The following is a 10,163-nucleotide window of genomic DNA, read 5'->3' as shown; positions in this document are numbered from 1 at the left end:
AATGGGTATAAGAGACAGCTGCTCGCCGCCGCCCGCCCATGACCACCCCCGACCACCAAAATGGCCATTGTGGTGGGGAGCCGGACCCGTGGGCGGTGTTGCGGGACGCCACCCGGGCGCGGGCCGCGGGCGCCTCGGGGGTCAGCTCGCGCACGTGGCCGGCGTCGTCGAGCAGGTCCATCATCGCCAGCCACGCCTCGAACTCCGGCGCCGGCCGCAGGTCCAGCACCGAGCGGGCGGTGAGGACGTCGGTGAACGACAGCGACTGGTAGTGCAGCATCACGTCGTCCGAGCCGGGGACGGCGATGACGAACGAGCAGCCCGCCGCGCCGAGCAGCAGCGTCAGGGTGTCGGTGTCGTCGCCGTCGACGTCGGTGTGGTTCGTATAGCAGACGTCCACGCCCATCGGCAGGCCCAGCAGCTTGCCGCAGAAGTGGTCCTCCAGCCCGGCCCGGACCACCTGCTTGCCGTCGTAGAGGTACTCCGGCCCGATGAACCCGACGACGGTGTTCACCAGCAGCGGGTCGAAGTGCCGGGCGACGGCGTAGGCGCGGCACTCCAGCGTCTGCTGGTCGACCGGGCCGTCGACGCCGTGGTGCGCGTCGGCCGACAGCGCCGAACCCTGCCCGGTCTCGAAGTAGGTGACGTTGGCCCCCACCGTCCCGCGGCCCAGCTCCAGCGCACCGGCGCGCGCCTCGGCGAGCAGGTCGAGGGTGACGCCGAAGCCGCGGTTGCCGGCCTGGGTGCCGGCGACGGACTGGAAGACCAGGTCGACCGGCGCACCTGCCTCCAGCGCCCGCAGCGTCGTGGTCACGTGCGCCAGCACGCAGGACTGGGTGGGGATCTCGTACCGGCTGATCACCGCGTCGACCAGCTCCAGCAGCGCGATCGTCTGCGCCGGGGAGTCGGTGGCCGGGTTGATCCCGATGACGGCGTCGCCGCTGCCGTGCAGCAGCCCGTCCAGGATTGCCGCGGTCACCCCGACGGCGTCGTCGGTGGGGTGGTTGGGCTGCAGCCGGGACGCCAGCCGGCCGGGCAGCCCGAGCGTGCTGCGCAGGCCGGTGACCACCCGGGTCCGGCGGGCGACCGCGACCAGGTCGGCGTTGCGCATCACCTTGGAGACGGCGGCGGCCATCTCCGGGGTGAGCCCGCGGGCCAGGCCGGAGATCGCCGCCTCGTCCCGCTCGGCGGCGCGGGCCAGCAGCCAGTCGCGGAACTCCCCCACCGTCAGTGCGGAGACCGGGGCGAAGGCAGCCGGGTCGTGGGTGTCCAGGATCAGCCGGGTGACGTCGTCCTCGTCGTAGCCGACCACCGGTTCGGTGAGGAAGGTGGCCAGCGGGACGTCGGCGAGCACGTGCTGCGCGGCGACCCGCTGGGCCTGCGACTCCGCGGCGACCCCGGCGAGCACGTCGCCGGAGCGGGCCGGCGTCGCCTTCGCCAGCACGTCGGTCAGCGAGCGGAACTCGTGGGTGTGCCCGCCCAGCGTCGTCCGGCGGACCGTCATCGCACGTCCTCCTCGGCGGCGGCCAGCAGCGCGAACTCCTCCTCCGGCGCGGAGGCGACCAGGTGGTGGCGGCTGTAGAGGGCGAAGTAGCCGATGAAGACGGCGTAGGCGACCAGCGTCCAGGCCGCGGCGACGGGGTCGACCAGGAAGGTCGCGAGCACGGCGGCCGCCGCGAGCACCAGGGCCACGCCGGTGGTGACCGTCCCGCCGGGTGTCCGGTAGGGCCGGGGCAGGTCCGGCTCCCGCCGGCGCAGCACGATGTGGCTGACCATCATCAGCACGTAGGAGACCGTCGCCCCGAAGACGGCCATGTTGAGCAGCATCGCGCCCTGCCCGGTCAGCGAGAGCGCGAAGCCGATGGCACCGGGGACCAGCAGGGCCAGCACCGGCGCCTTGCGGGAGTTGGTCACCGACAGGGCCCGGGGCAGGTAGCCGGCGCGGGAGAGCGCGAAGGTCTGCCGGGAGTAGGCGTAGATGATCGAGAAGAAGCTGGCGACCAGGCCGACCAGCCCGGCGTAGTTGATCACCGTGGTGAGCCCACTGGCGGCCCCGGCGACCTCGAGCGCCTCCACCGGGGGGTTACCACTCGTCGACATCGCCTCCGCGCCCCCGGCACCGGCGGTGAACACCAGCATCAGCACCGCCAGCACCAGCAGCAGGCCCATCGCGGCGACGATGCCCCGGGGCAGGGAGCGGGCCGGGTCGCGGGCCTCCTCCGAGGCCAGCGGCACGCACTCCACCGCCAGGAAGAACCAGATGGCGAAGGGGAACGCCGCCCAGATGCCCATCAGCCCGAACGGCAGGAACTCCGAGGCGCCGGCGGCGTCGGTGGGCGCGATGTCGGTCAGGTTGGCCGCGTCGAAGGCCGGGACCGCCCCGACCAGGTAGAGCACCAGCCCGGCCACGGCGACCGCGGCGATCACCAGCATCACCTTCAGCGCCTCACCGACGCCCAGCAGGTGGATGCCGATGAACAGACCGTAGGCAACGAGGTACACCCACCAGCCGTCGGTGATGCCGAACAGCCCGAGCGACTCGACGTAGGCACCGATGAAGGTGGCGATCGCCGCCGGGGCGATCGCGTACTCGATCAGCACCGCAACGCCGGTCGCGTAACCACCCCAGGGCCCCAGCGCCCGGCGGGCGAAGGTGTAGCCGCCGCCGGCGGTCGGCAGGGCGGAGCCCAGCTCGGCCAGGCCGAAGACCATCGCCGAGTACATGACCGCCATCAGGACGACGGCGATCAGCAGCCCGCCGAACCCGCCCTGCTCCAACCCGAAGTTCCAGCCGGCGTAGTCACCGGAGATGACCGCGGCGACGCCGAGCCCGGCGAGCAGCACCCAGCCGGCGGTCCCCCCACGGAGCTGCCGCTTCTCCAGGTAGCCGGCGTCGACCGTCTCCGCCTCGACCCCCCGCCCCGGTCCGTGTGCTGCTCGGGCGGGTGCGGGTTCGACGGTCATCTGCGGTCCTCCGACTCGTGGCCCCTGGGATCAGGCGGGGGCCAGCGTGTTCCCCTCGCACCCGCCGGTCAACGGGGTGCGACGTCCCGGAACACGTTGTTCACAAGACGCCGGTCAGCCGAGCTCGAGCAGCTGCAGGTCGCGCACGTAGCTGCAGGCGCCGACGTGCGCGCGGGTGGCGGCGGGGCGCAGCACCACACCGACCGGGCGCAGCACGACCGCCACCGGGCGCCGACCGAAGAGCACCGGCTGCGTCCAGCCGCGCCGGGGCAGCGGTGGGCGCCGCACCTGCTCGCCCTCGATGCCGAGCACCAGCACCGCGGCCAGCACCGCCATCAGGGCCACCGTGCCCAGCGCGGCGGGCAGCCCGGCGTGCTCGGCGAGGAAGCCGATCACCGGCGGGCCACCGAGCAGGCCGGTGTACCCGACCGTGGTGGACAGCGCGACGCCCGAGGGCCCGCCGAGTGCACCGGCCCGGGCGATCGCCAGCGGGAAGACGTTGGCCAGCCCGAGCCCGACGAGCACGAAACCGGCCAGGGCGACCGGCAGCGACGTCGTCGTCACCGCGGCCAGCGCGCCGGCCGCGGCCAGCAACGAGCCGCCGACGAGCAGTCGCCGCTCGCCCAGGGCGAGCACCAGCCGACCACCGGCCAGCCGACCGGCGGCCATCGCCGAGGAGAAGCCGGCGTACCCGGCGGCTGCCAGGGCGGGAGCGGCGGCCAGCTGCTCGCGCAGGTGGAGCGCACCCCAGTCGCTGAGCGCGCCCTCGCCGTAGGCGGTCGCCCCGGCCACCGCACCGAGCAGCACCAGGACGCCGGTGGGACGGGCGCTGCGCGTGCCCTCGGCGGCCGGCGCCCGCAGGTCGGCCGCCGGTTCCGGGCGGTCGCCGCGGACGAGCACCGGCCCGGCCCAGGCCATCGCGACGAGGCCGACGATCGCCACGCCGGCCAGGTGCGGGGCGACCCCCATCACGGCCGAGGCCAGTCCGCCGACGAGGGCACCGACCAGACCGCCACCGCTGAACGCGGCGTGCAGCCCGGACAGCAACGGCCGCCCGGCGCGCGCCTCGACCTGCACTCCGACGCTGTTGGCGGCGACGTTCACCGCACCGGTGACGGCGCCGAACAGGAACAGCCCGGCGCACAGTGCCGGGAGGGTGCCGGCCAGCCCGGGCAGGACGGCGCTGAGGCTGGCGGCGACGCCGGCCAGCGCCGCCACCCGCCCGGTGCCGAACCGGGTGCACAGCGCACCGGTGACCTGCATGCAGGCGAGCGCGCCGAGCGACAGGCACAGCAGCGCGACACCCAGGGCGGTGTGGCCGGCGCCCGTGGCGGCGCTGACATCGGGCACCCGGGCGGCCCAGCTGCCGAAGACGAAGCCGTCGAGACCGAAGAGGACGGCGACGGCCACCCGCAGCCGGCGCAGCGAGGGCGGGGTGGACGAGGGGACGGCCCGGGCGAGCACCGAACGGAGCAGCCCCGGGGCACGGGAGGGCACAGAGATGACCATGGGAGACCTTCAGGGAGTGGACGCGCAGCACCGCGGAACGGCTGGCGGGGGTCGGGGAGCACACGACCTCGGGCGCTGTCTCCTACGGTGCCACTCGGACGTGCGCAATGCGTGTCCATCCGGGGTCCACCCGGCGTGAGAGCGCCCACGGTGTCGCACCCCACGTCCCGGCCGCCCCTGCGGTTGCCGGAGCGGCGCAGGAGAACGAGGGTCAGGGCATGACCGGGACCTTCGCTCGTGGGCTGCTCGCCGGCGCCGCCGGCACCACCGCCCTCAACGCCGTCACCTACGCCGACATGCTGCGCCGCGGCCGTCCAGCCAGCACCGTGCCGGACCGGACCGCCGCCGCGCTCGCCGACGCCGCCGGCGTGGAGGTGCCGGGCAGGGGTGCGGAGCGGCAGGCCCGGACCACCGGGCTCGGTGCGCTCCTGGGGATCGGCAACGGTCTGGGCGTCGGCCTGCTGGCCAGCCTCGCCCGCGCCGGCGGGGTGCGGATGCCTGGGCCGGTCGGTGCGGTCGTCGTCGGTGCCGCGTCGATGGCGGCCACCGACGGGCCGACGGCGGCGCTGGGCGTGACCGATCCGCGCACCTGGACGTCATCGGACTGGGCGGCCGACGCGGTGCCCCACCTCGCCTACGGTGCGGCCGTGCAGGCGGTCGTCTCCGCGCTGCCGACGCGGGAGGAGCGGGTCCTGGTCAAGCAGCGCGCCTCGGCCGGGCTGGTCGCCCGCTCGCTGCTGCTCGGCACGGCGGCCGGGTGCCGCAGCTCCCTCGGGCTCGCCGCGCCGACGCTCACCGCCGCCGACACCGGCGTCGTCAAGAAGCTGGGCTCCCTGCTCTCGGTGGGCGGCGAGGTGTACGCCGACAAGCAGCCGGGCATCCCGGCGCGGACCAGCCCCGCCGTCCTCCCCTCGCGCCTGGCCAGCGGGGCCGGCGGCGCCGGGCTCCTCGCCCGACGCCAGGGGCAGAACGCCGCGCTGCCGGTGCTGGCCGGCGCCGCCGGTGCCGCGGCCGGCTCCTTCGGCGGCCTGGCCTGGCGGCGCTGGGCAGCCGACCTGATGCCGGACTGGCAGGCCGCGCTGATCGAGGACGGCGTGGCCGTCGTCCTCGCGCTGTCCGCCTGCCTGCCCGGCCGCCGGCGCTCGACCCGGCTGCGCGTGGTCACGATGCTCGACTGACCGGTCAGGCCCGCCAGCCGGGGTCCCGGCCGGCGAGCCCGAGCGCCCGGTCGAAGGCGGGGGCGTCGGCCGGCACGGGCACCGCGGCCCCGTACCAGCCGCCGTCCCGGCCCATCGGCGCCAACGGCTCGACCGCCGCCAGCACCGCCTCCCCCAGCCCGGCCGGGACGTCGTAGCCGGCGCCGATCGCCCGGGCCAGGTCCCAGCCGTGCACGGCGAACTCGGCGAGCATCAGCGGGCCGACCACCCCGGCGGGCATCGGCGTGGTGCCGAGCAGCGTCTCGCCCTCCCAGGCGGCGCGGTCGGCCCAGGCGTCGGCCGCGGTGTCCAGCTCGACGGGGACGGCAGCGGCCCACTGCTCCACCGGCACGCCGTCCAGGAACGGCGCCGGCCGCAGGCTGCTCCCGTCCTGCTCCAGCGGCATGCCGGTCGCCGACCGCTGGGACAGCAGGGCGGCCCAGGCCAGGTGGTCGACCAGCGCGCGGACGTCGTAGTCGCCGCACGGCGTGGGCGCGGTGAGCTGCTCGGGGCGGACGGCGGCCAGCGCGGTGGCGGCCAGGTCCGAGGCGGCGCGCACCGCGGCGGGCGGGCTGAGGGGCGAGGTCATGGAGGCAGCCTGCACCCTGTCCGCCCGGGAGCTCAGCCGGGGACGAAGCCCGAGCGGTAGGCCAGCACCACGGCCTGCGTCCGGTCCCGGGCCCCGGTCTTGGCGAGCACCGCGGCGACGTGGGTGCGCACCGTCTCCACGCCGAGGAACAGCTCTCCGGCGATCTCGGCGTTGCTCAGCCCCTGGGCCATCAGCCCGAGCACCTGGCGTTCCCGCTCCGTCAGCCGCGCCAGCCCCGGCGCAGCGACCGGGTCGGCGGCGCGCACGTGCCGGCGGGCCAGTTCCCGGACGGCGTCGGGGAACAGCAAGGACTCCCCGCGGGCCACCGTCCGGATGCCGTGCAGCAGCTCCTCCGGCGTCGACCGCTTGAGCAGGAACCCGTCGGCGCCAGCGGCCAGTGCGTCGAAGACGTGGTCGTCGTTGGAGAAGGTCGTGAGCACGAGCACCCGGGCGGGCGAGCCGGCCCGCACCAGTGCCCGGGTGGCGGCGATCCCGTCCAGCCGGGGCATCCGCACGTCCATCAGGACGACGTCCGGCGAGGTGCGGCCGACGAGGTCCAGCACGTCGGCGCCGTCCCCGGCCTCCCCGACCACCGACAGGTCCGGCTCCGCACCGATCACGGCGGCCAGGCCGCGACGGATCATCGGCTCGTCGTCGACCAGCGCCACCCGGACGGTCACCGGACCGCGCTCCGGGCGTGCACCGGCAGCCGGACGGCGAGCTGCCACCGGCCGTCCTCGGCGACGCCGGCCCGCACCTCGCCCCGGAGGTCGCGCACCCGCTCCCGCACGCCGCGCAGCCCGCGCCCACCGCCGGACCCGGCGGCAGCCGCGCCGGGCCCGGTGTTGGCCAGCGTCAGCGCCAGGTCGTCACCGGCGGCGTCGACCACCAGCCGGCAGGCAGTGCCCGGGGCGTACCGCAGCACGTTGGTCAGCCCCTCTTGCACGATCCGGTAGGCCTCCCGGGAGACCAGCGCCGGCAGGCTCTCGACCGCGCCACGGACCTCCACCGAGACCACTGCACCGGCAGCCCGGGCGGTGCCGACCAGCTCGGCCAGGTCGCGCAGGTCCGGGGCCGGGGCGACGTCGGCGGCGGCCTGTTCCTCCGCCCGCAGCAGGCCGAGCACGTGGTCCAGGTCGACCAGTGCCCGCCGCGTGGCGTCCTCCGTCGCCCGGATGGCCTCCTCTGCGGCCACCGGGTCGCGGGTGAGCAACCGGCGGGCGGCGCCGGCCTGCACGCTGGCCAGGCTCAGCGCGTGCCCGACGCTGTCGTGCAGCTCGCGGGCCAGCCGGTCCCGGCCGGTCAGCACCGACACCGAGGCCTCGGCCGCAGCCAGCCGCTCGGCCGTGGAGCCGGCCAGCAGCCGGGGGGCGACCGCGGCCAGGCCCCGGCCGAGGAGCTCCCCGCCGGCCACGACGAGCAGCAGCAGGCCGGCGGCCAGCCCGACCCGGACCGGCCATCCAGCGGGCACGGCCATCCCCAGCAGGTCCTCCGCCCCCGCGCCGCCCGGCACGGCCACCAGCACCACCGCGGACGGCACACCGATGACCAGCAGGGCACCGACGACCGTGCCGGCCAGCACGTGCAGGGCCAGCAGCAGCGCGGTGCGGGCCCGCTGCGGCGCGCTGGTCGACGGCCCGGGGCGGTCGGTGAACTCACGGGCCAGCAGCCCACCGACCGCGACCGCCTCCACCGGCCGGACCTCGGCGAGCGCGCCGACCGCCACGACCGGCGCAGCCACCAGCAGCACCACGAGCACCCCGATCAGCACCGGCGGCAGGCCGGACGTGGCGATCACCTGCACCGGCCAGGCCAGCACGATCCCGACCGCCACCCCGATGGCCCCGCCCAGCAGCAGGTAGAGCCAGCGGTGCAGCGAGCGGCGCACCGCCGGGGCCGCCGTCCGCCGCGTCACCTCTCGAGCCACCTGTCGAGCCACGAGGCCATCCTCTCCAGCCGGACAAGACCCGGACGACGCCCGCGCCACCCGATCGGCGCGGGCGTCGGGGGCCCCGGTCAGTCGCGCACCGACAGCGCCGGCTCGCCCTGCCCGCAGGTGGCGCACGTGCCCCGGCGCCGGAACGCGTAGCCGGTCACCGCCGCGGCCAGCGCCAGTCCCCAGGGGAGCGTCGGGAAGACCAGGACGAGAGCGGCGTCGCCCAGGTCGCCGGCCAGCAGCCGCTCCACCGCCATCGCCAGGAACGCCGGGCTGGCTGCCAGCAGGGCCACGGCGACCAGCCCGCCGGCCAGCACGGGGACCCGCACCGGCACCGCCCGGCCGTGCAGCCCGGGCACCCACCGCGGCCAGACCTCACCCCACGGCCGGATGAGCCCGAGCGTGAGCACCGCCCCGCCGAGCGCGGCGAAGCCGAGTCCCAGCCCGAACAACCGCATCTGCGGCTCCAGCACCGCATCGGTGGGCATGCCCAGCGGCCACGGGGTCAGCCAGGTCATCCGCAGCAGGGCGTACGGCAGCGGACCGGCCACGGCGATCCAGGTGGCCACGGTCCCCCAGCGCCGGGCCGCCTCGGGCCGGGTCCACGCGGCACCGGGGCGCCCGCAGACCGCGCACCGGCCGGTCGCCGACCGTCGCAGCAGCATCGCGGTGGTGCCCCAGATCATGGCGCCGGCCAGCAGCAGCGCCAGGTGCAGGTGCGGCATCGCGTGCTCGGCGAAACCGGAGCCCAGCTCGCCGGCGAGGTCGGTCACCGTGCCCGGCCGCAGCAGCCCGGCGGCCATCCCGGCGGCGACCACCGCAGCCACCCCGATCAGCCACGGCCGGGTGCGCCGGTCCCGCGCCGCCCCGACGGTGAAGACCACCAGGAAGGTGGCCGGGCCGACGATCGCGGCCAGATAGCCCAGCAGCACCAGCGAGCCGAGGTCAGCGGCGAGCACGCCGAGGAGCGCAGCCTGCACCGCCATGGCGGCCACCAGCAGGGGTGATCCGCCCCGCCGGCGGGTCAGCAGGACGAGGAGCAGGCCGGCGCCGGAGAGCGCCAGCAGGGTCCACGCCGTGGACGTGCGGTCGAGCAGGGAGAGCACGCCGTACCGCTCGTCGGCGTCCAGTCCGGGCCAGCTGCCCGGGTCCAGCAGCCAGCGCGGGGCCAGCAGCGCGTGCAGCACGCTCCAACCGACGCCGGCGGCCAGCAGCCGGCGGACGGTGGGCGTGCTGTGGCCGACAGCATGGGCTGGCGCGGCGGCAGGGTCGAGGGTCACGGTGGACCTCCGGATCAGCGGCCCGGGTGGGTCCCGGGGTCGCCGTCCAGCGTCGTGAGCGCGCTCGACCACCGGCTCCCCCGCTCGGGGGATCCGCCTCCGCCGTGCGGGTGGCTCAGCCCTCGGCCGGGTCGGCCGCTCGGTCGGCCGCGGCCAGCAGCCAGCCGGGCCCGGCGATCCGGGCGACGGCGGGGAGCCGGTCGCGCAGCCCGCGGTCGGCGGTGACCACCAGCAGGTCGTCGTCGCCGTCGGCGAGGTCGGCGGCGGTCGCGGCCAGCGCGTCGTCGCCGCTGCCGGCCGCCCGGACCACCCGTAGGCCGGCCGGGGCCGCGACGTCCCGGGCCTGTCCCTCGACCACCGCGACCAGTGCGGTCACCGGTACCGGCTCGCCGTCGGGCCCGGCCAGCTCCCGGCCGGGCAGCGCGGCGAGCTGCTCCAGCAGCCGGGCGGTGGCGCCGGCCCGGTCGCGCCACCAGCCGTCGGGCCGGGCGCCCACGGTGTTGGCGACGTCGACCAGCAGGGTCGTCATCGTCGTCGGGACGCGCCGAGCACTGCGGTGGCGACGAAGAAGAGCAGGCCGACGATGGCGAGCCAGAACAGGCCCTCGACGATCACGCCGACCACGGTCACGGCGACCCAGACGAGGAGCAGCAGGAGCAGGAGGCGGAGCACGGGTCCGACCGTAGCGA

At 76.4% G+C, this 10,163-nt stretch carries 10 protein-coding genes; 1 reads left to right on the top strand and 9 read right to left on the bottom strand.

Features of this window, described 5'->3' with window-relative positions; all coding sequences use genetic code 11:
• From G5C62_RS05915 to G5C62_RS05905, 3 genes are all read right to left on the bottom strand, one after another.
• The coding region (locus G5C62_RS05915; protein ID WP_241175721.1) for an ethanolamine ammonia-lyase subunit EutB at positions 1–1,504 on the bottom strand (1,504 nt) is incomplete at its 3' end.
• Positions 1,501–2,964 (bottom strand): ethanolamine permease, encoded by a 1,464-nt coding sequence (eat, locus tag G5C62_RS05910; protein ID WP_164700274.1) that lies wholly within the window; start codon positions 2,962–2,964, stop codon positions 1,501–1,503. The genes G5C62_RS05915 and eat, both read right to left, overlap by 4 nt.
• A 114-nt stretch (positions 2,965–3,078) precedes the next feature.
• Positions 3,079–4,473, bottom strand: coding sequence for an MFS transporter (locus G5C62_RS05905; protein ID WP_241175720.1), 1,395 nt, complete (start codon positions 4,471–4,473; stop codon positions 3,079–3,081).
• Between the two features lie 218 nt (positions 4,474–4,691).
• Here G5C62_RS05905 and G5C62_RS05900 point away from each other — a divergent pair, with 218 nt between their 5' ends.
• Positions 4,692–5,651 (top strand): hypothetical protein, encoded by a 960-nt coding sequence (locus tag G5C62_RS05900; protein ID WP_164700273.1) that lies wholly within the window; start codon positions 4,692–4,694, stop codon positions 5,649–5,651.
• Between the two features lie 4 nt (positions 5,652–5,655).
• Here G5C62_RS05900 and G5C62_RS05895 read toward each other — a convergent pair whose 3' ends face one another.
• The 6 genes from G5C62_RS05895 to G5C62_RS05865 all read right to left on the bottom strand — a co-directional run bounded on the left by G5C62_RS05895 (position 5,656) and on the right by G5C62_RS05865 (position 10,146).
• Positions 5,656–6,258 carry a TIGR03086 family metal-binding protein gene (locus tag G5C62_RS05895; RefSeq protein ID WP_052091322.1) on the bottom strand — a complete coding sequence of 201 codons (603 nt, stop codon included), beginning with the start codon at positions 6,256–6,258 and terminating at the stop codon, positions 5,656–5,658.
• A 32-nt stretch (positions 6,259–6,290) separates the two neighbouring features.
• Positions 6,291–6,938 carry a response regulator transcription factor gene (locus G5C62_RS05890; protein WP_036337263.1) on the bottom strand — a complete coding sequence of 216 codons (648 nt, stop codon included), beginning with the start codon at positions 6,936–6,938 and terminating at the stop codon, positions 6,291–6,293.
• Positions 6,935–8,173, bottom strand: a complete 1,239-nt coding sequence (locus tag G5C62_RS05885) for a sensor histidine kinase (RefSeq protein WP_164700272.1) — start codon at positions 8,171–8,173, stop codon at positions 6,935–6,937. Before G5C62_RS05885 ends, G5C62_RS05890 begins: the two co-directional genes overlap by 4 nt.
• Positions 8,174–8,274: 101 nt before the next feature.
• Complete coding sequence (locus G5C62_RS27465; RefSeq protein WP_206330491.1) at positions 8,275–9,474, bottom strand: hypothetical protein; 1,200 nt, start codon at positions 9,472–9,474, stop codon at positions 8,275–8,277.
• Positions 9,475–9,589: 115 nt separating this feature from the next.
• Positions 9,590–10,003 carry a hypothetical protein gene (locus G5C62_RS05870; protein ID WP_036337059.1) on the bottom strand — a complete coding sequence of 138 codons (414 nt, stop codon included), beginning with the start codon at positions 10,001–10,003 and terminating at the stop codon, positions 9,590–9,592.
• The gene (locus tag G5C62_RS05865) at positions 10,000–10,146 is read right to left on the bottom strand and encodes a hypothetical protein (RefSeq protein ID WP_036337061.1); all 147 of its coding nucleotides are present in this window, start codon (positions 10,144–10,146) and stop codon (positions 10,000–10,002) included. Before G5C62_RS05865 ends, G5C62_RS05870 begins: the two co-directional genes overlap by 4 nt.
• Positions 10,147–10,163: the final 17 nt, after the last annotated feature.

This window comes from Modestobacter sp. KNN46-3 (assembly GCF_011039295.1).
Note: the sequence above shows the minus strand (reverse complement) of the source record. Positions and strands in the feature narration are given on the sequence as shown.

Excerpts from the sequence above, each read along its gene's own strand:
- eat (WP_164700274.1), bottom strand. The coding sequence starts at position 2,964 with ATGACCGTCGAACCCGCACCCGCCCGAGCAGCACACGGACCGGGGCGG.
- G5C62_RS05905 (WP_241175720.1), bottom strand. The coding sequence starts at position 4,473 with ATGGTCATCTCTGTGCCCTCCCGTGCCCCGGGGCTGCTCCGTTCGGTG.
- G5C62_RS05900 (WP_164700273.1), top strand. The coding sequence starts at position 4,692 with ATGACCGGGACCTTCGCTCGTGGGCTGCTCGCCGGCGCCGCCGGCACC.
- G5C62_RS05895 (WP_052091322.1), bottom strand. The coding sequence starts at position 6,258 with ATGACCTCGCCCCTCAGCCCGCCCGCCGCGGTGCGCGCCGCCTCGGAC.
- G5C62_RS05870 (WP_036337059.1), bottom strand. The coding sequence starts at position 10,003 with ATGACGACCCTGCTGGTCGACGTCGCCAACACCGTGGGCGCCCGGCCC.